This window comes from Saccharopolyspora tripterygii (assembly GCF_054778355.1).
In genome coordinates this window covers 62329-87496 of sequence record NZ_BAAGZP010000014.1, presented here as the reverse complement: position 1 = coordinate 87496, position 25168 = coordinate 62329, and the positions used below count along the sequence as shown (strand labels likewise).

25 protein-coding genes are annotated in these 25168 nt (G+C 69.6%); 8 read left to right on the top strand and 17 right to left on the bottom strand.

The genetic code is table 11. The annotated features are described in order from the left end of the window. Nucleotides 1–3: 3 nt before the first annotated feature. The 6 genes from cysS to ACYVF3_RS11425 all read right to left on the bottom strand — a co-directional run bounded on the left by cysS (nt 4) and on the right by ACYVF3_RS11425 (nt 4387). Nucleotides 4–1392, bottom strand: coding sequence for a cysteine--tRNA ligase (gene cysS / locus ACYVF3_RS11450; RefSeq protein ID WP_461154197.1), 1389 nt, complete (start codon nt 1390–1392; stop codon nt 4–6). Nucleotides 1393–1498: 106 nt separating this feature from the next. After that, a complete protein-coding gene (locus tag ACYVF3_RS11445; protein WP_461154196.1) occupies nt 1499–2191 on the bottom strand; it encodes an HAD family hydrolase in 693 nt (230 codons plus the stop codon). Between the two features lie 184 nt (nt 2192–2375). Further along, nucleotides 2376–2612 carry a hypothetical protein gene (locus ACYVF3_RS11440; protein ID WP_461154195.1) on the bottom strand — a complete coding sequence of 79 codons (237 nt, stop codon included), beginning with the start codon at nt 2610–2612 and terminating at the stop codon, nt 2376–2378. Nucleotides 2613–2712: 100 nt separating this feature from the next. Next, on the bottom strand, nt 2713–3189 hold the full coding sequence (ispF, locus tag ACYVF3_RS11435; RefSeq protein WP_461154194.1) for a 2-C-methyl-D-erythritol 2,4-cyclodiphosphate synthase: 477 nt from the start codon (nt 3187–3189) through the stop codon (nt 2713–2715). After that, complete coding sequence (gene ispD / locus ACYVF3_RS11430) at nt 3186–3878, bottom strand: 2-C-methyl-D-erythritol 4-phosphate cytidylyltransferase (protein WP_461154193.1); 693 nt, start codon at nt 3876–3878, stop codon at nt 3186–3188. Before ispD ends, ispF begins: the two co-directional genes overlap by 4 nt. Before the next feature lie 20 nt (nt 3879–3898). Beyond that, nucleotides 3899–4387 (bottom strand): CarD family transcriptional regulator, encoded by a 489-nt coding sequence (locus ACYVF3_RS11425; RefSeq protein WP_132623361.1) that lies wholly within the window; start codon nt 4385–4387, stop codon nt 3899–3901. Between the two features lie 299 nt (nt 4388–4686). Between ACYVF3_RS11425 and ACYVF3_RS11420 the strand changes: the two genes are divergently transcribed. Beyond that, nucleotides 4687–5265: a copper chaperone PCu(A)C gene (locus ACYVF3_RS11420; protein ID WP_461154192.1), complete on the top strand. Its 579-nt coding sequence runs from the start codon at nt 4687–4689 to the stop codon at nt 5263–5265. 154 nt (nt 5266–5419) lie between these two features. Then, nucleotides 5420–6808, top strand: a complete 1389-nt coding sequence (radA, locus tag ACYVF3_RS11415; protein ID WP_461154191.1) for a DNA repair protein RadA — start codon at nt 5420–5422, stop codon at nt 6806–6808. 9 nt (nt 6809–6817) lie between these two features. On the opposite strand, the gene ACYVF3_RS11410 is transcribed toward radA, so the two are convergent. Then, nucleotides 6818–7411 (bottom strand): hypothetical protein, encoded by a 594-nt coding sequence (locus tag ACYVF3_RS11410; RefSeq protein ID WP_461154190.1) that lies wholly within the window; start codon nt 7409–7411, stop codon nt 6818–6820. Nucleotides 7412–7548: 137 nt separating this feature from the next. Here ACYVF3_RS11410 and ACYVF3_RS11405 point away from each other — a divergent pair, with 137 nt between their 5' ends. From ACYVF3_RS11405 to ACYVF3_RS11385, 5 genes are all read left to right on the top strand, one after another. Beyond that, entirely contained in the window at nt 7549–8451 is a 903-nt protein-coding gene (locus ACYVF3_RS11405; RefSeq protein WP_461154189.1) for an HhH-GPD family protein, read from the top strand. After that, entirely contained in the window at nt 8451–8963 is a 513-nt protein-coding gene (locus ACYVF3_RS11400) for a 2'-5' RNA ligase family protein (RefSeq protein WP_461154188.1), read from the top strand. The genes ACYVF3_RS11405 and ACYVF3_RS11400 overlap by 1 nt, the downstream gene beginning before the upstream one ends. Nucleotides 8964–9081: 118 nt before the next feature. Continuing rightward, entirely contained in the window at nt 9082–9765 is a 684-nt protein-coding gene (locus tag ACYVF3_RS11395) for an ATP-binding cassette domain-containing protein (RefSeq protein ID WP_461154187.1), read from the top strand. Further along, the gene (locus tag ACYVF3_RS11390; RefSeq protein WP_461154186.1) at nt 9762–11702 is read left to right on the top strand and encodes a YhgE/Pip family protein; all 1941 of its coding nucleotides are present in this window, start codon (nt 9762–9764) and stop codon (nt 11700–11702) included. The genes ACYVF3_RS11395 and ACYVF3_RS11390 overlap by 4 nt, the downstream gene beginning before the upstream one ends. Nucleotides 11703–11950: 248 nt before the next feature. Further along, a complete protein-coding gene (locus ACYVF3_RS11385) occupies nt 11951–12259 on the top strand; it encodes an antibiotic biosynthesis monooxygenase family protein (protein ID WP_461154185.1) in 309 nt (102 codons plus the stop codon). Here the strand turns inward: ACYVF3_RS11385 and ACYVF3_RS11380 are convergent, their stop codons facing one another. Next, nucleotides 12260–13261 (bottom strand): endonuclease/exonuclease/phosphatase family protein, encoded by a 1002-nt coding sequence (locus ACYVF3_RS11380; protein WP_461154184.1) that lies wholly within the window; start codon nt 13259–13261, stop codon nt 12260–12262. It abuts the gene before it with no gap. Between the two features lie 201 nt (nt 13262–13462). Between ACYVF3_RS11380 and ACYVF3_RS11375 the strand changes: the two genes are divergently transcribed. After that, nucleotides 13463–14188 (top strand): DedA family protein, encoded by a 726-nt coding sequence (locus ACYVF3_RS11375; RefSeq protein ID WP_461154183.1) that lies wholly within the window; start codon nt 13463–13465, stop codon nt 14186–14188. A gap of 165 nt (nt 14189–14353) precedes the next feature. Here the strand turns inward: ACYVF3_RS11375 and ACYVF3_RS11370 are convergent, their stop codons facing one another. The 9 genes from ACYVF3_RS11370 to panC form a co-directional block, all read right to left on the bottom strand. Then, nucleotides 14354–16903 (bottom strand): ATP-dependent Clp protease ATP-binding subunit, encoded by a 2550-nt coding sequence (locus ACYVF3_RS11370; protein WP_461154182.1) that lies wholly within the window; start codon nt 16901–16903, stop codon nt 14354–14356. 248 nt (nt 16904–17151) lie between these two features. Beyond that, entirely contained in the window at nt 17152–18015 is an 864-nt protein-coding gene (locus ACYVF3_RS11365) for an ABC transporter ATP-binding protein (RefSeq protein ID WP_461154181.1), read from the bottom strand. Beyond that, nucleotides 18012–19103 carry a FecCD family ABC transporter permease gene (locus tag ACYVF3_RS11360; protein ID WP_461154180.1) on the bottom strand — a complete coding sequence of 364 codons (1092 nt, stop codon included), beginning with the start codon at nt 19101–19103 and terminating at the stop codon, nt 18012–18014. Before ACYVF3_RS11360 ends, ACYVF3_RS11365 begins: the two co-directional genes overlap by 4 nt. After that, nucleotides 19100–20173, bottom strand: coding sequence for a FecCD family ABC transporter permease (locus ACYVF3_RS11355; protein ID WP_461154179.1), 1074 nt, complete (start codon nt 20171–20173; stop codon nt 19100–19102). The genes ACYVF3_RS11360 and ACYVF3_RS11355 overlap by 4 nt, the downstream gene beginning before the upstream one ends. 292 nt (nt 20174–20465) lie before the next feature. Continuing rightward, the gene (locus tag ACYVF3_RS11350) at nt 20466–20819 is read right to left on the bottom strand and encodes a histone-like nucleoid-structuring protein Lsr2 (RefSeq protein WP_461154178.1); all 354 of its coding nucleotides are present in this window, start codon (nt 20817–20819) and stop codon (nt 20466–20468) included. Nucleotides 20820–21048: 229 nt separating this feature from the next. Beyond that, nucleotides 21049–22503, bottom strand: coding sequence for a lysine--tRNA ligase (gene lysS / locus ACYVF3_RS11345; RefSeq protein ID WP_461154284.1), 1455 nt, complete (start codon nt 22501–22503; stop codon nt 21049–21051). Between the two features lie 334 nt (nt 22504–22837). Beyond that, nucleotides 22838–23635 (bottom strand): type III pantothenate kinase, encoded by a 798-nt coding sequence (locus tag ACYVF3_RS11340; protein ID WP_461154283.1) that lies wholly within the window; start codon nt 23633–23635, stop codon nt 22838–22840. Nucleotides 23636–23788: 153 nt separating this feature from the next. Then, nucleotides 23789–24253 (bottom strand): aspartate 1-decarboxylase, encoded by a 465-nt coding sequence (gene panD / locus ACYVF3_RS11335; protein ID WP_461154177.1) that lies wholly within the window; start codon nt 24251–24253, stop codon nt 23789–23791. A gap of 22 nt (nt 24254–24275) precedes the next feature. Further along, on the bottom strand, nt 24276–25160 hold the full coding sequence (panC, locus tag ACYVF3_RS11330) for a pantoate--beta-alanine ligase (protein ID WP_461154282.1): 885 nt from the start codon (nt 25158–25160) through the stop codon (nt 24276–24278). Between the last annotated feature and the right edge of the window lie 8 nt (nt 25161–25168).

The following is a 25168-nucleotide window of genomic DNA, read 5'->3' as shown; positions in this document are numbered from 1 at the left end:
GAGTTACCCGTCTTTCAATGTCCACGTCGGACCGTCGGGGGTGTCCTCGACGGCGATCCCGCCCTCCTGCAACCGGTCTCGCAACAGGTCGGCGGTGGCGAAGTCGCGCTCGGCGCGCGCCTTCTGGCGCTGCTCCAGCACCAGCTGCACGGCCTCGCCGAGCGCGTCGTGCGCGCGGTTGCCGCCGTCCTCGGCCCACTGCGGCGACAGCGGGTCGAGACCGAGCACGGCGGTCATGGCGCGCACCGAGGACGCGGCGACGCGGGCCGCCTCGTCCTCACCGCGGTCGAGCGCGGCGTTGCCCTCGCGGACCGCCGCGTGCACGGCGGCCGTCGCCTGCGGCGTGCCCAGGTCGTCGTCGAGGGCCTTGGCGAACTCCTCGGAGACCTCACCCGGCTCGACCGAACCGGTGCGGTCGGCGACCTTGCGGACGAAGTTCTCGATCCGGCCGAACGCCGACGCCGCCTCGGACAGGCCCGCCTCGGAGAACTCGATCGTCGAGCGGTAGTGCGGGGTGACCAGGTAGTAGCGCAGCTCGACGGCGCGGGCGCGCTCCAGCACTGCGGGGATGGACAGCACGTTGCCGAGCGACTTCGACATCTTCTCGCCGCTCATGGTGACCCACGCGTTGTGCATCCAGTACTGCGCGAACCCGTCACCGGCCGCGTTGGACTGCGCCAGCTCGTTCTCGTGGTGCGGGAACACCAGGTCCAGGCCGCCGCCGTGGATGTCGAACTCGCCGCCCAGGTAGAAGGTCGCCATCGCCGAGCACTCCAGGTGCCAGCCGGGACGCCCGTGGCCCCACGGCGTCGGCCAGCTCGGCTCGCCCGGCTTCGCGCCCTTCCAGAGCGTGAAGTCGCGCGGGTCGCGCTTGCCGGAGGCCACCGACTCGCCCTGCTGCACCTCGTCGAGGCGCTGCCCGGACAGCCGGCCGTACTCGTCGCCGTAGGAGGCGACGTCGAAGTACACGTCGCCGCCGGAGGCGTAGGCGTGGCCCTTGTCGATCAGGCGCTGGATCAGGTCGATCATCTGCGTGACGTGCCCGGTGGCGCGCGGCAGCACCGACGGCGGGAGGCAGCCCAACCGGTCGTAGGCGGACTCGAAGGCGCGCTCGTGCGTGGCCGCCCACTCCCACCACGGCCGGCCGGCGTCCGCGGCCTTGGCGATGATCTTGTCGTCGATGTCGGTGACGTTGCGCACCAGGCGCACGTCGTAGCCCGAGTGCTGCAGCCAGCGGCGGAGCACGTCGAAGTTCAGCCCGCTGCGGACGTGACCGACGTGCGGAACTCCCTGCACGGTGGCACCACAGACATAGATCGACGCCACTCCGTCGCAGCGCGGGTGGAACTCGCGCGTCGTGCGGGTCGCTGTGTCATGTAGGTGCAGGCTCACGTCCCCGATGGTACGGGGAAGCCCTCCGCGGTAATCACGACAGGCCGGTTGTCGTCAAGGGTGAACCGGAAACCGGGATCTCAGGTTGTGGAGGCGGGGGAAGTTCTCATGAAAACCTCCCCACCCCCAGGTCGCCCACAGCGTCCAGCAACCCGGTCGGACGTTCGCTCGTCGGGACGGGGTCGACGATCGCGACCTGGCAGCCCACGGCCGCCGCACCGCCGTCGGCCTCTTCGCTGTCGCCGACCATCAGGGCCTCCTCCGGCGCGACGCCGAGGCGCTCGCAGGCGCGGAGGAAGATCTTCGGATCGGGCTTGATCACTTCTTCGAGGTAGGACAGCAGGAACTCGTCGACGTGCCGGCTGATCTCCAACCGGTCGAAGGCCGGGCGGATGTCGAAGGCGATGTTGCTGATCACGCCCACCTTGATGCCCTGCTCGGGCAGGCGGCGCAGCACCTCGGCGGCGTCCGGGTACGGGGTCCACTGGTGCGGGTCGATCATCCGCTCGTAGAGCCGCTCGGCCTGCGGGACGGGAACTCCGGAGCTGCGCAGCACCTCGATGTAGACCTTGCGGTGCAGCTCGGGGTCGAGGTCGCGGTTCTCCCACGCCTCGATGAACTCGTCGCCGAGTTCCGCGATCCGGCCGGTGGGGGCGGTCATCCGACGCATCAGCTCGGCCTGCGCGGAGAGGTCGAAGGGGCTGCCGTCGGCGTCGGTGAGGTCGGCGTACCAGGACGGGTTCTCTTCCAGGCGGAACAAGGTGCCGGAGAAGTCGAAGATCACCGCTCGCAGAGTCACACCCGTCACGGTATGCGGGCTCGGCGAACCCGACATGAACATGCGGCCAAGCTCACGACCTCGCACGGCGATTTCCCCCGTTCGCCGAGCACCACCCGGCCGGGTCCCGGTTTTAGTCCAAACTGAGCGGACATTTCGGGCACGAAAGGCCCTCGGTTTGGACTAAAACTGGGACCTGGGGCGCCTAGGCCTGGCCGCGACGGAGAGGGAGTTCCGGATGGTGGAAAGTTCGGGGCGGGTCGTTCTTCATCGGGAGCACTATGGCCGCGACGCTCGCCGAGGCGCTCAGCCACAGCAGCACGACCGCCAGCGCCAGGTCGAGCTCGTCGCCCAGCGACCAGAGCACGACAGACACCGGCCACATCACCAGCGGCTGCACGACGAGCAGCCGACGCGTCCACCGGTTCCGCTCGATCAACATGCTTCGAGCATCGCGCGCGAAGACCCCGGATCAGAAGGGTGCGCGCCCTGAGTTTTCCCCGACTCCAACTACCCGACACACCGGGGTACCTGCTCGTTACTCAGCGGAAAACCAGAGCGGTCGCGACCGACGCGACGCCCTCGCCGCGCCCGGTCAGACCGAGCCCGTCGGACGTCGTTCCGGACACCGAGACCGGAGCACCGATGGCTTCCGACAGCACCTGCTGCGCCTCCTCGCGACGCTTGCCGATGCGCGGAGCGTTCCCGATGACCTGCACCGCGGCGTTGCCGATCACGTACCCGGCGGCATCGACCCGCGTGCGGACCTCCGCCAGCAGCTCCGCACCGTGCGCGCCGGCCCACCGGTCGTCGCCGGTTCCGAACACCGCGCCCAGATCGCCCAGGCCCGCCGCCGACAACAACGCGTCGCACAAGGCGTGCGAGGCGACGTCGCCGTCGGAGTGGCCCGCGCACCCGTCCACGCCCGGCCACTGCAGCCCGGCGATCCAGCAGTCGCGCCCGGCCTCGACCGGATGCACGTCGACACCTTGCCCGACGAAGGGCAGACGATCAGTCACTCGGGGGAACTCTCCTCAGCGGCCAGCACGGCCTCGGCGACCGCGAGGTCGAAAGCGGTCGTGATCTTCAGGGCGTGCGGGTGGCCGTCGACGGTGTGCACCTTGCCGCCGAGGCGCTCGACCAGCCCCGCGTCGTCGGTGGCGATGTCGCCAGCGACGGCGTAGGCCTGCCGCAGCACGTCGATGTTGAAGCCCTGGGGGGTTTGCACCGCTCGCAGCGGTGCGCGGTCGACGGTCTCCGCGACCGTTCCCGGCTCGTCGACCCTCTTGATCGTGTCCGAGACGGGGAGGACCGGGATCACGGCGGGCGCTCCGGACTCCACAGCGGACACGACATCGCGGATCACGGTCGCCGGGGTGAAGCAGCGGGCGGCGTCGTGCACCAGCACGACCCGCGCATCAGGGGCGACCTCGTCAACGGCGCTGAGCGCCAGGCGCACCGAGTCGGTTCGCTCGGCGCCGCCCGGCACCACGTGCGCGTTCGGCAGCGTGGCGAGCTCGGCCGCCACGACCTCGACCTGGTCGGATGGCGACGCCACCACGACGTGCTGCACGCAGCCCGAGTCCAGCAGACCCCGGACCGCGCGCAGCAGTAACGACTCACCTCTCACCGGAACCAGCGCCTTGGGAGTGCCCAACCCCAGACGCACCCCGCGACCAGCTGCGGGGACCAGCGCGACAACGCTCACGCTCTAGCCGTTCCCGATGATCAAACCGCGGCGGCGAGGACTTCGTCCAGCAGCGTTTCCGCCTTGCCCTCGTCCGTTCCCTCCGCCAGCGCCAACTCGCTGACCAGGATCTGACGGGCTTTCGCCAGCATTCGCTTCTCGCCTGCGGACAGGCCACGATCCTTCTCGCGTCGCCAGAGGTCGCGCACCACTTCGGCCACCTTGTTCACATCGCCCGAGGCGAGCTTCTCCAGGTTGGCCTTGTACCGACGAGACCAGTTCGTGGGCTCTTCGGTGTGCGGGGCCCGCAGCACGTCGAAGACTCGATCCAGACCCTCTTGCCCGACGACGTCCCGAACACCGACGATCTCGGCGTTGTCCGCGGGAACGCGCACCGTCAGGTCGCCCTGCGCGACCTTGAGGACGAGGTACTGCTTCTCCTCGCCCTTGATCACACGAGTCTCGATTGCTTCGATGAGCGCGGCACCGTGGTGCGGGTAGACGACGGTCTCTCCGACCTTGAAAACCATGTGTCCTCTGCCCCTTTCGCTACCCCCACTTTACCACGTAAGGCAACCGGGCTTCGACCACCTCGCCATCCGTATTCGCAGGTCAGAGCGTGGGCAGGACTTGACAAGATGCGCTCCGACGTGCAAGGCAGCCCCCTTCGGCCCTGTGGAACCATCCACTATGGACCGTCCTTACGGGTGGTCTCCGCGGCCTTCCGGAGCGTCGCGATGCGTAGTTCGGCAAGCCCCTGCACGACCTCCGGCGGACGGGGATTAAGCTCCACGTGGTTGTCCGGCAATCAGGAAGGGACGCTGCAACCGTGAGCCGCCCTCAGCACCTCAAGGCCGTCCGCCTGCGGTTGATCCCGGCCGCACTCGGACTCGGCGCCGTCGTCGCCCTCGGAGGCTGCAGCGCTGGTCAGGTCACCGAGACCGACACCCAGGTCGCCGCAGTCAACGGCGCCAGCGGTGACGCGAAGCAGGTCGCCGTCCGCAACGCCACGCTCGCGTTCCCGACCGACGCCGCGTTCTACCGCGCCGGCTCGTCGGCACCGCTGGAGCTGGTCCTGAGCAACGGAGGACCGGACGACAAGCTCGTGCAGGTATCCAGCCCCTACGCGGCATCCGCGCAGGTCAGCGGTATCTCCGAGCTGCCGAGCGGGACCTCGCTGCACGCGACGGGCCCGTCGACGAAGCCCGCGGGCGCCGACCAGCGCACGGTGCAGATCACGCTGAACGGGCTCAAGCAGGACATCACGCCCGGCGTGACCGTGCCGGTGACCTTCACGTTCGCCAAGGCCGGTCAGGTCACGGTGCAGGTCCCGATCGGCGAGGACCACAACCCGCGCCCCGAGCACGGCAGTCCCGTTCCCGGCGGCCACGCCGGCGGCGGTCACTGACCCGAAGCATCCCGGAGAAGCCCGGAGCGGTCCTCGGACCCTCCGGGCTTCTCCGCGTCGGTGCCCGGGACGTTCTTCGAGGTCGCGGCGTCGCACATCTCGCGTTGGCGAGTTGGTCGGCGTGATCGTCGGGGCGGGCGGATAGCCTCGCCCCGTGCCGCCCAAGACCAAAGCCTCGCGCCCCGCCTACCGCTGCGCCGACTGCGGCCACGAGGTCGCCAAGTGGGTCGGCCGCTGTCCCGGATGCCAGGCCTGGGGAACGATCGAGGAGTCCGCCCCGGCCCGGCCCGCGCTGGCGAAGGTCTCGGCCGGAGCGCCGAGCACCCCGGCGCGGCCCATCGCCGAGGTCGACCTGGACTCCGCGCGTTCGGTCTCGACCGGGATCGGCGAGCTGGACCGCGTTCTCGGCGGCGGAATCGTGCCCGGCGCGGTGGTGCTGCTCGCGGGCGAGCCCGGTGTGGGGAAGAGCACACTTCTGCTGGAGGTCGCCCACCGGTGGGCCTCCGGCGCCTCGCCTGGAGCGTCCCTGTACGTCACGGGTGAGGAATCCGCAGGTCAGGTGCGCCTCCGCGCCGAGCGGACCGACTCCGTGCACCCCGAGCTCTTCCTGGGCGCCGAGAGCGACCTCTCGGCCGTGCTGGGCCACGTCGACGCGGTCAAGCCCGGCCTGCTGATCGTCGACTCCGTCCAGACGGTCCAGTCGCCCGACGCCGACGGAAGCCCCGGCGGCGTCACGCAGGTGCGCGCGGTGACCACGGCGCTGGTGGCGCTGGCCAAGGAGCGCGGCCTGCCGGTCGTGCTGGTCGGGCACGTCACCAAGGACGGCGCGGTCGCCGGGCCACGCGTGCTGGAGCACCTGGTGGACGTGGTGCTGCAGTTCGAGGGCGACCGGCACTCCTCCCTGCGGATGCTGCGCGGCGTGAAGAACCGCTTCGGTCCGTCCGACGAGGTCGGCTGCTTCGAGCAGCGCGACGACGGCATCGCCGAGGTGCCGGACCCCTCCGGCCTGTTCATCAACCGCCAAGAAGCCGCTGTGGACGGCACCGCGGTGACCGTGATGGTCGAGGGCAAGCGGCCGCTGCTGGTGGAGATCCAGGCGCTGCTGATCAAGACCGAGATGGCCATGCCGCGCCGGTCGGTGAGCGGCCTGGACTCGGCGCGGGTCTCGATGATGCTGGCCGTGCTGGGCAAGCACGGGCACATCCCGACGGGATCGCACGACGTGTTCGCGGCGACGGTGGGCGGCACCAAGATCGGCGAGCCGGCCGCCGACCTGGCGATCGCGATGGCCGTCGCCTCGTCGCAGACCGGTCGTGCCCTGCCACCGAACCTCGTGGTGATCGGTGAGGTCGGGCTGGCGGGCGAGATCCGCAGGGTCAACGGCGTGGGACGGCGGCTGGCCGAAGCCGCGCGGCTCGGGTTCGACCGCGCGCTGGTCCCACCGGATCCGGGCCCGCTGCCCAAGGGCATCAAGGTCACCGAGGTCGCGACCATCAAGGACGCGCTGAAGATGGTGCGCCGCCGCAAGCAGGACTCGGAGTGATCCCGGCGCCTAGGGGACGACGCTGAACGGCGCGGGTGCGCTGGCGAGCGCGGTGAGGCGCGCGATCGCCTGGTAGTCGCCGGGCGGCACGCGGCTCTGCCCGGCGGTGCAGCCCGGCGCGGAGGTCAGTCCGGGCCACAGCACGTCGTTGCGGACGGGCTTGCCCGGTTCCAGGACCGGCTGCTCGTTGGTCGATTCCGAGTAGCAGTCGTTGCTGGACCACACGTGGCGTCCGGCCGGTGTGGTCACCTCGATCTCGCGGAGCATCCGGTTGAGGTCGCGCAGGCAGGGCCGCGGGCTGGTGTTGGTGACCTCGATGGCGAGCCCGATCGGTTCGCCCGCCCGGAACTGCTGCTGCCCCGCTTCGGCGACGACGCGCATCGCCTCGTCCGGGCACGGCCGCGGCGTGTTGTCCGCCGCCACCGCCACCGGAGGGCCGGGCGGGCCGGCGGCCTGCTGGGTCGCCGCGGGCTCTCCCGAACCGACGATCAGGGCGACCACGCCCCACCCGAGCAGCACCACCAGTAAGAGGGCTCCCGAGATCGCCACGGCGCGGCGGCGCCAGTACACCGCGGTGGGCAACGGCCCGTTCGGATCAAGCACGAGCTGACCGTAACTCGTCGACTAAGCTGAATGGACCTCTCGTTGATCGCCCGATGGGGCGTATCCGCCACTGCGGACGGTGATCACCGGGCTTCTTTCAGGCGATCACCGACCGCCTGGCACTATCTGAAGACGCCATGAACAGTCCCACCACCGAAGCCGCCGACCGGCTCGACCTCGATGCCCTGGCCAACTGGTTCACCGCCACCGCCCGCCCGCTGCCCTGGCGATCCGCGGGCGTCACCGGCTGGGGTGTGCTGGTCAGCGAGACGATGCTGCAGCAAACACCGGTGAACCGCGTGCAGCCGATCTGGGAGGAGTGGATGCGCCGCTGGCCGCGTCCTTCCGACCTCGCCGCCGAGTCCCAGGGCGAAGTGCTGCGCGCCTGGGGCAAGCTCGGCTACCCGCGTCGCGCGCTGCGCCTGCACGAGGCCGCCGCCACGATCGCCGCCGAGCACGGCGACGTCGTGCCCTCCGATGTGGACACGCTGCTCGCGCTGCCCGGCATCGGCGCCTACACGGCACGCGCGGTGGCCGCCTTCGCCTACGGCAAGCGCGCACCGGTCGTCGACACCAACGTCCGGCGTGTCGTGGCCCGCGCGGTGCACGGCGCCGGTGACGCCGGCCCGCCGTCGACCACCCGCGACCTGGCCGACGTGGACGCCCTGCTGCCGGACGAGGATGCCCCCGCAGCCCGGCTTTCCGCCGCGTTGATGGAGCTCGGGCAGGTCGTGTGCACGGTGCGGTCACCGGCCTGCGAGAGGTGCCCGATCGCGGCCGACTGCGCCTGGCAGCACAACGGTCGCCCGGCCTACGCGGGCCCGCCGAAGAAGGTGCAGAAGTTCGCGGGCACCGACCGGCAGGTGCGCGGCCGACTGCTGGACGTGCTGCGCGGTGCCACCGGCCCGGTCACCCGCGACGACCTGGACGCGGCGTGGAACGAGGCCGGTCAACGCGATCGCTGCCTGGACTCCCTGCTGGTGGACGGCCTGGTCGAGCAGACAGACGACGGCCGCTTCGCGCTTCCCGGAGAGCGCTGATGGCCGACGCGCTGGTGTTCCACTTCGACGACGAGACCGAGAACCGGATCCGCGACCTGCGGAGACGGCTCGACGAAGCCGGAGTCCCCGGTGCGGGCGCCCGGCCCGGCGTAACGCTGGCCGCCGCGGGCAGCATTCCTCCCCCGGCGCGCAAGGCGCTTCGCGGTGAGCTGGAACTGCTGTCGGTTCCGGACCTCTGGCTGCACATCCTGGGCACGCTGCCCGGCGAGGAACGAGCGCTGCTGCTGTCCGCCGTCGTGGACACCGAACTGCTCGCGGTGCACTCCGCGGTGCACGACGTGCTGGCGGGCAAGGTGAAAAACCCGTCCGCCTACTACTTCCCGGGTGCCTGGATCCCGTGCTGCGTCCTCGCCAAGGGACTCGACAGCGATCAGCTGGCCACCGCGTTCGGCGCTCTGCTCCCGTCCGAACCCGTGCGGGCGGCGGTGCGCGACATCGCGATCCTCGACACCCGCACCGGCGAATCCGAGACCATCCTGAAGGTCAAGTAGGCGCCACCGGGTGATCTCCCGGGCGAGATCACCGGGATCTTCCACCTGAAGTTGCCGACCTTGGTGTGAACGGCCACTTTGGACGGGCAGGACCTCCACTACTTCAGGAGGAGAGTTCATGTACGTCCTCGGCGCTAGAATCCTCGCGCACGGGATCGCCGCGAGGGGACCGGAAGGCGTGGTGTTCGCCAACCTGGATCTCCGCGCCGAACCCGGTTCGCTGACGGTGGTGACCGGGCCGAGCGGTTCCGGGCGCACGTCGCTGCTGCTGGCGCTGTGCGGTCGGCTGCGGATCATCACCGGCGAGCTGGAGGTCGACGGATTCCCGCTGCCGCGCAAGGCCCGCAAGGTGCGCTCGCTGATCCGCCCCGCCCGGCTGCGCCCGGGCTGCGAGCTGGAGGAGCGCCACCTGGTCCGCGAGGCGATGACCGAGCGCAGGCTGATCAGCGGCACCAACAAGGCCTCCCTCGAACTGGGCCTGGAGCTCGTCGGGCTCGAACTTGACCGGTCGCTGATGGTCTGCGAGCTGCCGCCGGAGGAGAAGCTGCTGCTGGCGGTGGCCCTGGCCGCCGCTCCGGCACCGGCCGGGATCGTGGTGGACGACGTCGACGCCGGGCTCACCCAGTCCGGCCGGGCGCGGGTGTGGGCGGCGCTGCGCGAGGTCACTCGGATCGGGATGACGGTGATCGCCAGCTCCACCGACCGGCCTTCCGGGGACGTCACCACCGTGGTGCGCCTGCCCCAGGGCCGCTCCTACGACCCGACCGCTGAGATCGGGCTGCCGGAAAAGGCCGCCGGGTGAAGGCCGTTCGCCTCGCGTGGCTGGAACTGCGGCGCTTCCGCGGCCCGCTGCTCCGGCTGGTCCCGCTGATCCTCATCCTCGTGCCGCTGCTGTACGGGGCGCTGTACCTGTGGTCGAACTGGGACCCCTACGGCAAGCTCAACAAGGTCCCGGTGGCGGTGGTCAACAACGACCGCGCGGTGGACCGCAACGGCGAGCACCTCGACGCGGGCGTGCAGTTCATCAAGCAGCTCAAGGTCAACGACGTCTTCGACTGGCGGTTCGTCCGCGGCACCGAGGCACGGCGCGGGCTCGCCGAAGGGCACTACTACTTCGTCATCGAGGTCCCGAACGACTTCAGCGCCAAGCTCGCCGCGGCCGCCGACGGGAATCCGCAGCGCGCGGCCGTGCGGCTGACCAAGAACGACGCCAACGGCTTCATCGCGGGCATCATGGCCGACACGGTCAAGACGGAGCTGCAGAACCAGATCAACGCCGCCGCGCACGCCAGCTACGCCCGCGCGCTCTACGGCGAGCTCGGGCACATGCGCGAGAAGCTGCACGCCGCCTCGGAGGCGTCCAAGAAGCTCGTCGACGGCACCGAGCTGAGCAAGCAGGGCACGACCGCGCTGACCCGCGGGCTCGGTGGGGTGCGGGACGGCACCGGCCTGGTGTCCCACGGCGTGCGCGACATCTCGGAGGCGACGGGACAACTGGACCGGCAGCTGGGCAGCGTCGCCGACTTCACCGCGGAGCAGCTGCCGGGCGCGGTCAACTCGCTGGTCAACGCCAGCGGTGTCGCCGTCAGCGGGCTGACCTCGATCTCCACGGCGACGGGGATGCTGGAGCAGCAGGCCGCCGACGGGCTCGCCGCCGTGCAGGGGCTCGGTTCCTCGCATCCGTCGCTGCGCGGCGATCCGGCCTACGAGCAGGCCCTGGACACCTCCCGCCGGCTCGCGGGCGGCGCGTCGGCGGCCGACTCGCGGGCGCGCGAGGCGCTGCGCACGGCGGAGGAGGCCAGCCGCCGGGCGCGGGCGCTGCAGAGCAGCATGGGCCCGTTGCAGGAGCGGGTCCGGTCGATCACCGAGCCGGTGGACACGCTGCACTCGGGAACGACCGAGGTCGCGGCGGGTGCGCAGGGGATCACCGGCGGGCTGAACTCGTTGCTGGCGGGCGGCAACGTGCTGCAGACCGGGGCCGGGCAGCTCAACGACGGGTCGAAGGACCTGCAGAAGATGATCGACGACACGCTCGGGCGCCTGCCCGCGACGAATCCGACGGAAGTCTCGCGCGCGGCCGACGTCCTGGGCTCGCCCACGGAGATCCGCACCGGGAACCTCAACCCCGCCTACGTCTACGGCCGCGGTCTGGCGCCGTTCTTCTTCGCGATCTCGCTGTGGGTGTTCGGGCTGTTCGCCTACCTGCTGCTCAAGCCGGTGAACCAGCGGGCGCTCGCGGACCGGGTCAACCCGTTCACGATCGCCCTCGCCGGGTTGCTCCCCGCCGCGACGCTCGGGGTGATCGGCGGGCTGGTGCTGTTCGGGGTGGTCAACTTCGGGCTCGGGCTCAACCCGGTGCACGTGGGGTGGACCCTCGGGATCGTCTCGCTGGCCGCGGTGGCGTTCGTGGCCATCGACCACCTGCTGCGCACCGCGTTCGGCGCGATCGGCGGTCTGCTGTCGCTGGTGCTGCTGATCGTCCAGCTCACCGCGTGCGGCGGTCTGTACCCGATGGAGACGGCTCCCGGCCCGTTCCAGGCGATCCACCCGTTCCTGCCGATGACCTACCTGGTGGACGGACTGCGCGTGACGATCTCCGGCGGCCTGGCGATGCACCTCTACCGCGACCTGATCGTGCTGGCCTGCGTCCTGCTCGCGGTGCTGCTCCTGACGACCCTCGTCATCCAGCGCCAACGCACCTGGACCCTCAGCCGCCTCCACCCCCAGGTCGAGCTGTAAAGCACGACTCGCCGGACGGCAGGTCCCCACATCGAGGCATTTCCCAGTTTTAGTCCGAACTGAGCCGACATTTCGGGCGCGAAAGGCCCCCAATTAGGACTAAAACTGGGAAATGGCGACCCGGGCCCGGAACTCGTTGATTCAGGGGTGGAGTTGGCCGGGCCGCCAGGCGAGCCGACGCCGGATGGCGCGAAAGGTGAGAGCGACGAGACACGGTGGTGGGTGGGGTTCGCTCGTAGGGTGGGTTCATGGCTGTTGTGAAGATCAATGCGATCGAGGTCCCCGAAGGTTCCGGCCCCGAGCTGGAGAAGCGGTTCGCTTCCCGGCACGGTTCGGTCGACGACGCGCCCGGATTCCTGGGCTTCGAGCTGCTGCGCCCGGTCGAGGGCGACAACCGGTACTTCGTCTACACCAAGTGGGAGACCGAGGAGGACTTCCAGAACTGGGCGAACGGCCCGGCCAAGGAAGCCCACGCGGGCGAGCGCAAGAACCCCGTCTCCTCCGGCTCCAGCCTGCTGGAGTTCGAGGTCGTCCTGGGCTCCTACCCGGAGAAGTGACTAGCCGGCGACCCGCAGGGTCGTGAAGACGGCCCTGTGGTCGCTGCCGGGGATGTCGACGACCTCGTAGTCCTCGGCCCGGACGCCACCGGAGGACAGCACGTGGTCGATCGTCACCGGCGGAGCGGTCCAGCGCACCGGCCAGGTCGGTGTCAGCCCCGCGCCCACGCTCGCGCCCGCGTCCAGGTACCCGCGGCCCATCAGGTCCTTGAGCCGCGTGTGGTCGAGGGTCGCGTTGAAGTCGCCCGCCATCACCCGCGGCTGCCCGCTCGGCGAGGGCTCGGGCAACGCGGCCATGTCGCGCGCCCAGACCGTCGCGGTGTCCGCCCCCATCGGGTAGAGCGGGTGGACCGCCACGAATTCGACATCTCGCCCCACCGGCACGTCCACCAGCGCTGAGGGCTGCGCCAGCGTCGTCTTCGGCACGAGCGCGAGCTCCCGCAGCGGGTACCGGGAGACGATCCCGGTGCCGTCGGCCTTCGGGCCCGCGTGCAGCACCCGGTTCGGCAGTTCCGCGAACAACCCGGCGTGCTCCAGCCCGGCGACCATCTCCGGCGTGAGCTCCTGAAGGCTGAGCACGTCCACACGGCGGGTGCGGACCTCGTCGACGATCTTGGCGGCGTCGGCCCCGCCGAAGTAGGTGTTGACCGACAGCACGCGCAACGGCTCGCCCTCGGCGGACACCTGGTCGGGCAGCGCCCGGGGCGCGACCGTGTAGATCAGCGCGGCGGTGGCCAGCAACGCGAACAGCACGTTGAGCCAGCGCCGCAGCGCCGTCGCCAGCAGCACCAGCACGGCACCGGCGACCACCGCGTAGGGCGTCAGCGCGGTCAGCGCCACGGTGTAGCGCTCGACGTCGAGCTCGACGATCGGGAGCGCCGCCCAAGCCAGGAACGCCAGCGTGAGCAGCGACAGCACCGCCGTCATGCAGCCACCGCCGGTCTTGCGGCCGACCTCGTCCTCCACCGGCTCGTCCGCCACCTCGTACGCCATCCGCGTCATCGCTGCCTCCGCCCGCTCCCCAGCTCCCCTGCCATCCGGCCGTTCGGACGTCTGACGCCTCCGCATGGTTGCGCCGTCGGCCCACCCGCGAACACCGGACACGCCGGAGAGTGCGGCAGGTCACAGGCGATCACGGCGAAACCCCGGAATCCGCTGGAATCATGGAACAAACGGACAAACAACCCCCGGAGTTCATCCCGAATGGATCTGACGACGACAGCCGCCACGTCCGCTCAACCCACCGGCTTCACGGCCTGGGTGATCGGGGTGATGGAAACCCTCGGCGGTCCCGGCGCGGGCATGATCATCGCCCTGGAGAACCTGTTCCCCCCGATCCCGTCCGAGCTGATCCTGCCACTGGCCGGGTTCACCGCCAGCCGGGGCGACATGTCGCTGCTCGGCGCGATCCTGTGGACCACGCTGGGCTCGCTGGTCGGCGCCCTCGTCCTCTACTGGCTCGGCGCGCGACTAGGTCGCGAGCGGACCCGGGCGATCGCGGCGAAGCTGCCGCTGGTGAAGCTCTCCGACGTCGACAAGACCGAGGCGTGGTTCGCCAAGCACGGCGTGAAGGCCGTGTTCTTCGGTCGGATGATCCCGCTGTTCCGCAGCTTCATCTCGCTGCCCGCGGGGGTCGAGGGGATGCGGCTGAGCACCTTCGCGCTCTACACCGCGCTGGGCAGCCTGATCTGGAACACGATCTTCGTGCTGGCGGGCTACCTGCTCGGGCAGCACTGGTACCTCGTCGAGCAGTACGCGGGTCTGCTGTCGCGGGCCGTGGTGATCACCGCGGCGCTGACCGTGGTGGTGTTCGTGGCCGTGCGGATCCGCAACAACCGCCGGGACCAGGCGATCGCGGAGGCCCCCACGGTCCGGTTCGCCCGCGTCCAGGCCGAGAGCCCCACGGAGGAGATCCGCCGGGTTCGCTGATCGGGGCGCGGGGCGGTTTTGGTCCGAACTGACCGGGCGAAACGGACATCGATCATGGACGGTTCGGACCAAAACCGCCCGCTGGCGAGCACCCCGGAACCCGGCCCCTAGACGACGAACGGCCCCCGCACCGAGAAGGGTGCGGGGGCCGTTCCCGTGCGTGGATCAGGACTCGGTGTTGCCGTTGTCCTGCTGGTCCTCGCCCTGGGCGGACACGCCGACCGGCGGGGCGTCCGGCACGGCCGACGGCTTGGCCTCACCGCGGAAGGTGAAGTGGGCCTTGTCGTCCGAGCCTTCGCCGTCCCAGCCCTCGACGTCGACGATGACGATCTGACCGGCCTCGACCTCGCCGAACAGGATCTTCTCGGACAGCTTGTCCTCGATCTCCCGCTGGATGGTCCGGCGCAGCGGCCGCGCACCGAGCACCGGGTCGAACCCGCGCTTGGCCAGCAGCTTCTTCGCCGTGTCGGTCAGCTCCAGGGCCATGTCCTTGCCCTTGAGCGCCTTCTCCACCCGGCCGGAGAGCAGGTCGACCATCTGGACGATCTCGCTCTCGGTGAGCTGGTGGAAGACGATCACGTCGTCGATCCGGTTGAGGAACTCGGGCCGGAAGTGCTTCTTCATCTCCTCGTTGACCTTGGACTTCATCCGCTCGTAGTTGGACTCAGCGCCCTGACCACTGGAGAAGCCCAGGCCGACGGCCTTAGAGATGTCCTGCGTCCCGAGGTTGGAGGTGAAGATCAGCACCGTGTTCTTGAAGTCCACCGTGCGGCCCTGGCCGTCGGTGAGACGACCGTCCTCCAACACCTGCAGCAGGGTGTTGTAGATCTCCTGGTGGGCCTTCTCGATCTCGTCGAACAGGACCACGGAGAACGGCTTGCGGCGGACCTTCTCGGTGAGCTGGCCGCCCTCCTCGTAGCCGACGTACCCGGGCGGGGCGCCGAACAGCCGCGAGGCGGTGTAGCGGTCGTGGAACTCACCCATGTCGATCTGCACGAGGGCGTCGTCGTCGCCGAACAGGAACTCCGCCAGCGCCTTGGACAGCTCGGTCTTACCGACACCGGACGGGCCGGCGAAGATGAACGAACCGGACGGGCGCTTCGGGTCCTTCAGGCCGGCGCGAGTGCGGCGGATCGCCTGGGACACGGCCTTGACCGCGTCGTTCTGGCCGATGATCCGCTTGTGCAGCTCGTCCTCCATGCGGAGCAGACGGGTCGTCTCCTCCTCGGTGAGCTTGAAGACGGGGATGCCGGTCCAGTTGGCCAGCACCTCGGCGATCTGCTCGTCGTCGACCTCGGCGACGACGTCCAGGTCACCGGCCTTCCACTGCTTCTCGCGCTCCTCCTTCTGGCCGAGGAGCTGCTTCTCCTCGTCCCGCAGGCGAGCGGCCCGCTCGAAGTCCTGCGCGTCGATCGCGGACTCCTTCTCGCGGCGGACCTCGGCGATCTTCTCGTCGAACTCGCGCAGGTCCGGCGGAGCGGTCATGCGGCGGATGCGCATCCGGGCGCCGGCCTCGTCGATCAGGTCGATCGCCTTGTCCGGCAGGTACCGGTCGTTGATGTAGCGGTCGGCCAGGCTCGCCGCCGACGCCAGGGCACCATCGGTGATCGACACGCGGTGGTGCGCCTCGTAGCGGTCCCGCAGACCCTTGAGGATCTCGACGGTGTGCTCCAGCGACGGCTCGCCGACCTGGATCGGCTGGAAGCGGCGTTCCAGGGCCGGGTCCTTCTCGACGTACTTGCGGTACTCCTCGAGCGTGGTGGCACCGATCGTCTGGAGCTCACCGCGGGCCAGCATCGGCTTGAGGATGCTGGCGGCGTCGATCGCGCCCTCGGCGGCACCCGCACCGACGAGCGTGTGGATCTCGTCGATGAACAGGATGATGTCGCCGCGGGTCTTGATCTCCTTGAGCACCTTCTTCAGGCGCTCCTCGAAGTCACCGCGGTAGCGGGAACCGGCGACCAGCGAACCGAGGTCGAGCGTGTAGAGCTGCTTGTCCTTGAGCGTCTCGGGAACCTCGCCCTTGACGACCTGCGAGGCGAGACCCTCCACGACGGCGGTCTTGCCGACACCGGCTTCACCGATGAGCACCGGGTTGTTCTTGGTGCGGCGCGAGAGGACCTGCATGATCCGCTCGATCTCCTTGTCCCGGCCGATGACCGGGTCGAGCTTGCCCTCGCGCGCGGCCTGGGTCAGGTTGCGGCCGAACTGGTCCAGCACCAGCGACGACGACGGCGTGCCCTCGCCGCGCCCGCCGGCCTCGGCCGGCTCCTTGCCCTGGTAGCCGGAGAGCAGCTGCAGCACCTGCTGGCGCACGCGGTTGAGGTCCGCGCCGAGCTTGACGAGCACCTGCGCGGCGACGCCCTCACCCTCGCGGATCAGCCCGAGGAGGATGTGCTCGGTGCCGATGTAGTTGTGGCCGAGCTGCAGCGCCTCCCGCAGCGACAGCTCCAGCACCTTCTTGGCCCGCGGGGTGAACGGGATGTGTCCGCTGGGGGCCTGCTGCCCCTGGCCGATGATCTCCTCGACCTGCTGGCGCACGCCCTCAAGCGCGATACCCAGCGACTCCAGCGCCTTGGCGGCGACACCCTCACCCTCGTGGATCAAGCCCAGGAGAATGTGCTCGGTGCCGATGTAGTTGTGGTTGAGCATCCGGGCCTCTTCTTGGGCCAGGACAACCACCCGCCTCGCGCGGTCGGTGAACCTCTCGAACATTCGCACTCCCTGACTGCTGCGCCGGCGGTCTAGTTCCGGGACACGGCTTTAGCGCTACGCCGCGATCCACGACGGGTTCAGCACTCTTGGGGACCACTGTAGTAGCCAACCCCGGTCGCGGTCCGTGCCCGCTCTGCCACATTCTTGCCCGGCACTGTGCCCAACGGCGCGTTGGCCTGCAGGATTCCTGATCTCGGCGCCGTTCCGCTGAGCGCGAACAGCACCGGCCGTGTCGTGACGCACCGTGTTCACGCCTCCGACTCGGCCCCTCCGCCCGTCCACCGTCCCCCGATCGGGACCACCATGGGAGTACCCGCCACGGGATCGGGAATCACGCGGGCCCTGAGGTCGAACACGTTGGACAGGAGCTCCTCGGTGAGCACCTCGCCCGGCTCGCCCGAGGCGACGACGGCGCCGTCCTTCATCGCGACCAGCCGGTCGGCGTAGCGCGCCGCGAGGTTGAGGTCGTGCAGCACCATCACCACCGTGCGACCGCTCTCGTCGTGCAGCTTGCCGATCAGCTCCAGCACGTCCACCTGGTGCGAGAGGTCGAGGTAGGTGGTGGGCTCGTCGAGCAGCAGCAGGTCGGTGCCCTGCGCCAGCGCCATCGACAGCCAGGCCCGCTGCCGCTGGCCCCCGGAGAGCTCGTCGAGGGTGCGTTCGGCCAGCTCGCCGATGCCCGTCATGGCCAGCGCCTCGGCCACCGCCGACTCGTCGTCGCTGGACCACTGCCGGTACCAGGACTGGTGCGGGTGGCGTCCGCGCGCGACCAGGTCGGCCACCGTCAGGCCCTCCGGGGCCGCGGGCGACTGCGGGAGCACGCCGAGGATCCGGGCGACCTCCTTGGTCGACATCTTGTGGATCTTCTCGCCGTCCAGCAGCACCTCGCCGCGCTGCGGCTGCAGCAACCGGCCGAGGGCGCGAAGAAGGGTCGACTTGCCGCAGCCGTTGGGACCGATCACCGCCGTGATCGTGCCGGCCTCGACCGCGAAGTCGAGGCCGTCGACGACGACCCGCTCGCCGTAGGCCAGCTTCAGGTCCCGGGCCCGGAGGCGGTCGGTGCCGGTCTCGGCCCGGTCCTGCTCGGTGGTGGCAGAGGTGGACGCGGTCATGCTCGGACCTCCCGGTACCGACGGATGAGCAGGTAGATCAGGTACGGGGCGCCCAGGATCGCGGTCACGATGCCGACCGGCATCTCCAAGGAGCCGAAGGCGGTCCGGGCGATCACGTCCGAACCGACCACGAGCGCCGCGCCGAGCACGGCGGAGGTCAGCAGCGGTGGGCGCGAGGTGCGGGCGACCCGCAGCGCGATCTGCGGGGTGGCCAGCGCGACGAACTGGATCGGCCCGGCCGCGGCGGTGGCGATGGACGCCAGCACCACCGAGGCGAACAGCAGGAACCCGCGAGCCAGGTCCATCCGCACGCCGAGCCCGCGCACCGTGTCGTCGTCGAACTGCAGCGCGCCCAGCACGTGGGAGCCGAGGAGGGTCAGCGGGACGAGCACCGCCAGCGCGATGCCGGTCGGCACCACGTGCTCCCAGCCGCGCGCGTTGAGGCTGCCGGTCAGCCACACCATGGCGCGTCCGGCGTCGTTGACGTCGCCGACGGTCAGCAGCCAGTAGACGGCGTTGCCCGCCAGGGCGCTGACACCCACGCCGACCAGCACCAGCCGGTAGGAATCCACGCCCCGCCGGTACGCCAGCAGGTACACGGCGACACCGGTGACGAGGCCGCCGACCAACGCCACCACCGGAAGTCCGTAGTCCGACAGCGCTCCGGCCAGGCTGCCCGCCGTCCCGGCGAACACGATCATCGCGACCGCGGCGGTCCCGGCACCCCAGGTGATGCCCAGCATGTCCGGGCTGGCCAGCGGGTTGCGGGCGAGCGCTTGCATGATCGCGCCCGCCAGACCGAGCGCGGCGCCCACGAGCAGCGCGGTCAGCCCGCGCGGCATCCGCAGCTCCCAGATGATGATCGACTGCGCGCGGCTGCCTCCGCCGAAGAGCGTGCTGAGCACCTCAGCAGGACTGATCTGGTACTCGCCGATGCCGACGTCGAGGACGAACACGGCCAGCAGCACGAGCAGGCCGCCCGCCAGCGCCAGCAGCGGCCGCGGCCGGATCACGCCGGAGAACGGGCCGACGCGCAGCGGTCGCCGCCCGGCGACCTCACCCGGCCGGTCCTGAACGGTCGCCGTCATAGCCGCACCAAATTCCGGCGTCGCACGAGCGCGATGAAGAACGGGGCGCCGACCAGCGCCAGCATCACGCCGACCTGCACCTCGGCGGGCCGGGCGACGATGCGGCCGAGCACGTCGGTCAGCAGCACCAGTGAGGAACCCAGCAGCGCGGCGAAGGGCAGCAGCCAGCGGTAGTCGGCTCCGGTGAAGAAGCGGGCGACGTGCGGCACGACGAGACCGACGAAGCCGATCGGCCCGCAGATCGCCACCGCACCACCCACCAGGACGCTCACCGCGGCGATCCCGGCGCGGCGCGCCCAGACCACCCGGTGGCCCAGCGAGCTGGCCACGTCGTCGCCCAGCGACAGGGCGTTGAGGCTGGTCGCGTTGGCCAGGCCCAGCACCAGGCCGACCACCAGGAAGGGCGCGACCTGCGGCAGCACCGACGGATCGGTCATGGCGATCGAGCCGACCTTCCAGAACCGGTAGGTGTCCATCGTCTGCTGGTCGGTGAGCACCAGCGCGGAGGTGATCGCGTGCAGCAGGGAGCTGATCGCCATGCCGGCCAGGGCCAGCGTCACCGGCGTGGCTCCGCCCCTGCCCATCGAGCCGATCGCGAACACGGCCACCGCACCGATCAGCGAACCGGCGAAGCCGAACCAGATGAAGCCGAACAGCGTCGAGATGCCGAAGGTGTAGACGGCGAGCACGACGCCGAGACCCGCGCCCTGGGTGATGCCGAGGATGCCGGGATCGGCCAGCGGGTTGCGGGTGTGCCCCTGCATCAGCGCACCGGCCAGGCCGAGCGCGGCACCCGCCAGCACGCCGGCGATCGTCCGCGGGATCCGCAGCTCCTGGATGATCAGGTCGTTCTCGGTTCCGCCCGGCCCGATCAGCCCGCTCCACACGTCGGCGAGCGGGATCGTCTTGGCTCCGACGGCCACGCTCAGCACGGCGCTGGCCAGCAGCACGAGCAGCAGGATCCCGATGCCGGTGAGCCGGCGGGATCGTCTGCGCTTCAGGCGCGCACCAGGTGCGGTGGACGCGGTTTCCGACGTGGGCGGCTCGGTGAGAGCCTCCGTTCGAGCCACGTCCCACTCCCCTTCGGTGTTCACCCGGACGTGCCCAGGTTAGGACAACCTAAGCGACACCGACAGAGCGGGTTCGAATGTTCGCCGTCACAAGCGCGGTCGGCAGCACCGAGAGCCCAGGTCGTAAAAGGTTCAAGAGCCGAAGCCGACGTGCGACCGCCGGCGTTATGCGTGCGCCTATTCGGCAAAGAGTTGATCTACCCCGCTAAACCGTGGAAATGAGTTACCCGAACGCAACAAGAGGCGTTTCCCGAGCCCCGACGACCCGGCAAACGCCTCTTGGAACGCGACTTCAGTTCGCCTGGTGGTACTGCTCGACGATGTCGGCCGGGATGCGACCGCGGTCGGACACCTTCAAGCCGCGCTTGCGCGCCCATTCCCGAATGGCCTGGTTCTGCTCCCGGTCCGCACTGGTGGAACCACCGGTGGAACGCGCCGCAGCACCGGGACGCGGGCCCGGCTTCTTCCGCCCACCGGCACGCCGAGCGTTGGAGACGTAGTTGGCCATCGCCTCCCGCAGATCTCCGGCATTGTCGGCGGAAAGGTCGATCTGGTACGACACCCCGTCCAATCCGAACTCAACGGTTTCGTCGGCCTGCCCACCATCCAGATCGTCGACAAGGGTGACAGTGACCTTCTGCGCCATCTTCGAAGTCCTCCCCGAGCAAAAAATTGTGCTTTGGCGGGACAGCAACCATCTGCTGGGAGCGGAAACCCCCTCGCCAGAACGCCAGCCGCACTTGGGCAAGCACGGCGGCGACACTTGGAAGTGCGCTTATAGCCGTCGCCGACACATTCTGGGGTCAGGTTAGCGCAGCAACTCCGATAATGCACTCATCCAGTCCACAAAATTCTGCAGCGCCACCCTGATCGGGTCATTCCGGGCGGACCAACGGGAACAGGATCGTCTCCCGGATACCGAGACCGGTCAACGCCATCAACAACCGGTCGATACCCATTCCCACGCCGCCGCTGGGAGGCATTCCGTACTCCAGAGCGCGCAAAAAGTCCTCGTCGACCGGCATGGCCTCGTCATCTCCGGCCGCCGCGAGCTTCGCCTGCTCCTCCAGGCGCTGGCGTTCCACAACCGGATCCACCAGTTCCGAGTAACCCGTGGCGAGCTCGAAGCCGCGAACGTAGAGATCCCACTTTTCCGCAACGCCCGCCTTCTCGCGGTGCTGCCGAGTCAGCGGCGAGGTCTCCACCGGGAAGTCGCGGACGAACGTGGGAGCGGTCAAATGGTCACCGACGGTGTGCTCCCACAGCTCTTCCACGAGCTTGCCGTGACCCATCTTCGGATCGACCTGCAAACCCAGCGCATCCGCGTGCTCGCGCAGCGCTTCAGCAGGAGTTTCCGGCGTGACCTCGGATTCGAGCGCTTCGGACAACGACTCGTACATCGTCAGCGTCGCCCACTCGCCGGAGAGGTCGTACTCGGTTCCGTCGAACCACGTGACCACCTGGGAACCGGAGACCCGTTCGGCCGCTTCCTGGATGAGCGACCTGGTCAGATCGGCCATGACGTCGTAATCGGCATAGGCCTGGTAGAACTCGAGCATCGCGAACTCGGGAGAGTGGGAAGAATCACTGCCCTCGTTCCGGAAGTTTCGGTTGATCTCGAAAACCTTCTCGATCCCACCGACAACACAACGCTTCAGATACAACTCCGGCGCGATGCGCAGGAACAGCTCCATGTCGAAGGCGTTGGAATGCGTCGTGAACGGACGAGCGGCCGCACCGCCCTGCAACGTCTGCAGCATCGGGGTTTCCACCTCGACGTATCCGCGCTGCTCGAAGGAATCGCGCAGCGAACGCTGCACCGCCGCCCTCGTGCGCACCGTTTCCGCGGCCTGCTTGCGCACGATCAGGTCCACGTAGCGCTGCCGGACTCGCATTTCCTCGCCGAGTTCCTTGTGCATGACCGGCAGCGGGCGCAGCGACTTCGCCGCCATCCGCCATTCATCGGCCATCACCGAGAGCTCACCGCGCCGGGAGGTGATGACCTCACCGTGCACGAAGACGTGGTCGCCGAGGTCCACCTCGCCCTTCCAGGACGTCAGCGATTCCTCACCGACCTGCTTGAGGCTGAGCATCGCCTGCAGCTCGGTCCCATCACCCGCGCGCAACGTGGCGAAGCACAGCTTGCCCGTGTTGCGCAGGAACATCACGCGGCCGGCCACGCCGACCTGCTCGCCGGTCGCGGTGTCCGCCTCCAAGCCCTCGTGGGTGGAGCGGATCTCGGCCAGCCCGTGCGTGATGGGCAGCGTCACCGGATACGGGTCGACCCCGGCATCGAGCAGGCGCTCCCGCTTCTCCCGCCGGATCCGCATCTGTTCCGGCAGGTCTTCGACGCCGTCAGCGCTTGCCGGGGGATTGGAAGTGTCCTGGTCAGTCACGCGAAACAGGGTACGTAGTGGTGCGCTGTCGGCTTTCGGCGGCCTGCTCGGCGGTGCGGACGCGTGAACCCGACCGGTTCCCGGCTTCCCGCGCACCACTCCTGATGCGTCTTTTTTTTGGGGGGGAAGTTTTCATGAAAACTTCCCCACCCGCCCACAAGGGAACCCGAGCCCACGACCCGACGTCACGACACCGGGATAGCGACACCGGGAGAGCGACTTCGCGGCTCGCCCGACGAGCGCTTCCCGGCTGATCGCTGTCGTGCGGTCAGCGGAAGTTGCGGTCGTAGACGAGGCGCAGACCGAGGAGCGTGAGGTCCGGGACGTGATGTGTGATCGTCGTGGATTCGGAGAAGACCAGCGGGGCAAGGCCCCCGGTGGCCAGCACCGTGGTGGGACCCCCGTGAGTGGTTTCGAGCTCGTCCACGATTCGCCGGACGAGTCCGTCGACCTGACCCGCGAATCCGAAAAGAATTCCGGACTGAAGGCATTCCACGGTGTTCTTCCCGATGACCGAACGCGGGCGGACCAGTTCGACCTTGCGCAGCTGGGCGGCGCGGGACGCCAGCGCGTCCAGCGAGATCTCCACGCCCGGGGCGAAAGCGCCACCGAGGAATTCGCCCTTGGCCGAGATGGCGTCGATGTTGGTCGAGGTCCCGAAGTCCACCACCACGCAGTTGCTGGCGTGCAGGTGGTGCGCGGCCAAGGTGTTGATCACCCGGTCCGCCCCGACCTCCTTCGGGTTGTCCACCAGCAGCGGGACGCCGGTGCGAACCCCGGGCTCCACGACCACCCGCGGAACCTCGCTCCAGTAGCGGTCCAGCATCACCCGCAGCTCGCGCAGCAGAGCCGGCACCGTCGACAGGGCCGCGATGCCGGTGACCTCCTCCGCGTGCTCGCCGAGCAGACCGCGCATGGTCAGCGCCATCTCATCGGCCGTCATGCGCGGTTCGGTGCGCATCCGCCAGTCCCGGACCAGCGTCGCGGCCACGTCCGGCGGATCGGTGACGTCGTCGTACAGACCGAGAACGATGTTGGTGTTTCCGACGTCGATGGCCAGCAGCACGAGCGATCCCTTCACAAACACGTCAGGCAAGCGCCGAAGGGGCTTTCTCCTCGCCCCACCTGAGCAACCGGCACCGCCGCGGGTTCTCAGACGGCGTCTGAGGTTCCGCTACCCGCACCGCTGAGCAAGGCCACCAACAGACTCTTGAACCGGTCAGTTCTCGGGCTGCTGGAGCAGGGCGTCCAGCTTGGCCGCATCATCGGTCTCCGCGTCGGCCTGCGAGGTCAGCAGACCCGAGCCCTCCGGTGCGCGACCGGGGTTGGTGCCCAGCTCCACCGGCTTGTTGTCGGCGTCGACGAAGATCACCTTGGGCTGGAACGAACGGGCTTCGAGCTCGTCCATCACGCCGTAGGCGATGAGGATGACGATGTCACCGGGCTCGATCAGGTGCGCGGCGGCCCCGTTGATCCCGATCACCCCGGAACCCCGCTCTCCGGTGATCACGTAGGTCTCGAGCCGGGCGCCGTTGGTGACGTCGACGATCGCGACCTGCTCGCCCTGCAGCAGATCGGCCGCTTCCATCAGGTCCTTGTCGACGGTCACCGAGCCGACGTAGTGCAGGTCGGCCTGGGTGACGGTGGCCCGGTGGACCTTGGACTTCAACATCGTGCGGAACATCGCTGACCTCCTAGGGCCGGATTCACTCGCCGAGCAGGACCATCGCGTTGTCGAGCAGTCTGGTGGAGCCGACCTTCGCGGCCACCAGCAGGCGCGCCTCGCCGGACTCCGGCGCCGGACCCAGGTCCGGGTCGCGCAGCTCCAGGTAGTCCGGCTGCACCAGCGGTTCGGTGGCCAGCACCTCGCGCGCCGCCGCCAAGACCGCCTCCGGCCCGCCCACGGCCGCGTGCGCGGCGGCGGTCAGCGACGCCGAGAGCGCCAGCGCCGCCCGCCGCTGCTCCTCATCGAGGTAGACGTTGCGGCTGGACAGGGCCAGGCCGTCGGACTCCCGGACGATCGGGATGCCCTGGATCGCGGAGTCCAGGTCGAACTGCCGCGCCATCTTCCGGATCAGCACCAGCTGCTGGTAGTCCTTCTCGCCGAAGAACGCCAGGTCCGGGCGCACGATGTTGAGCAGCTTGAGCACCACGGTAAGCATCCCGTCGAAGTGCCCCGCGCGGCTGGCGCCTTCGAGCTCCTCGCCCAGCGGCCCTGCGTGCACCGACAGCTCCCTGCCACCGCCGTACATGGCGTCCACGTCCGGCGCGAAGACCAGGCCGACACCGGCTTCGCGGCAGGCCTCGACATCGGCCTCGAAGGTCCGCGGGTAGCGCTCGAAGTCCTCATTCGGCCCGAACTGCAGCGGGTTGACGAAGATCGACACCACCACGACGGCGTTGATGTCCTGGCGGGCTCGCTTGATCAGCTCCAGGTGACCGCGGTGCAGCGCACCCATCGTGGGCACCAGGTGCACCTTGCGGCCGGTCGAGCGCAGCGCGCGGGTGACCCGCGCCAGCTCCGCCGGGTCGGCGTGCACGGTCAGCTCGCCGCGCCGGTAGCCGGGGTTGTCGGTCATCGTCGACTCCATGTCCTCGC

Coding starts and splice junctions, on each gene's coding strand:
- ACYVF3_RS11440 (WP_461154195.1), bottom strand. CDS start 2,612: ATGTTGATCGAGCGGAACCGGTGGACGCGTCGGCTGCTCGTCGTGCAG.
- ACYVF3_RS11425 (WP_132623361.1), bottom strand. CDS start 4,387: ATGGTTTTCAAGGTCGGAGAGACCGTCGTCTACCCGCACCACGGTGCC.
- ACYVF3_RS11405 (WP_461154189.1), top strand. CDS start 7,549: ATGAACAGTCCCACCACCGAAGCCGCCGACCGGCTCGACCTCGATGCC.
- ACYVF3_RS11400 (WP_461154188.1), top strand. CDS start 8,451: ATGGCCGACGCGCTGGTGTTCCACTTCGACGACGAGACCGAGAACCGG.
- ACYVF3_RS11395 (WP_461154187.1), top strand. CDS start 9,082: ATGTACGTCCTCGGCGCTAGAATCCTCGCGCACGGGATCGCCGCGAGG.
- ACYVF3_RS11385 (WP_461154185.1), top strand. CDS start 11,951: ATGGCTGTTGTGAAGATCAATGCGATCGAGGTCCCCGAAGGTTCCGGC.
- ACYVF3_RS11380 (WP_461154184.1), bottom strand. CDS start 13,261: ATGACGCGGATGGCGTACGAGGTGGCGGACGAGCCGGTGGAGGACGAG.
- ACYVF3_RS11375 (WP_461154183.1), top strand. CDS start 13,463: ATGGATCTGACGACGACAGCCGCCACGTCCGCTCAACCCACCGGCTTC.
- ACYVF3_RS11370 (WP_461154182.1), bottom strand. CDS start 16,903: ATGTTCGAGAGGTTCACCGACCGCGCGAGGCGGGTGGTTGTCCTGGCC.
- ACYVF3_RS11365 (WP_461154181.1), bottom strand. CDS start 18,015: ATGACCGCGTCCACCTCTGCCACCACCGAGCAGGACCGGGCCGAGACC.
- ACYVF3_RS11360 (WP_461154180.1), bottom strand. CDS start 19,103: ATGACGGCGACCGTTCAGGACCGGCCGGGTGAGGTCGCCGGGCGGCGA.
- ACYVF3_RS11350 (WP_461154178.1), bottom strand. CDS start 20,819: ATGGCGCAGAAGGTCACTGTCACCCTTGTCGACGATCTGGATGGTGGG.
- lysS (WP_461154284.1), bottom strand. CDS start 22,503: ATGCGGATCCGGCGGGAGAAGCGGGAGCGCCTGCTCGATGCCGGGGTC.
- panD (WP_461154177.1), bottom strand. CDS start 24,253: ATGTTCCGCACGATGTTGAAGTCCAAGGTCCACCGGGCCACCGTCACC.
- panC (WP_461154282.1), bottom strand. CDS start 25,160: ATGGAGTCGACGATGACCGACAACCCCGGCTACCGGCGCGGCGAGCTG.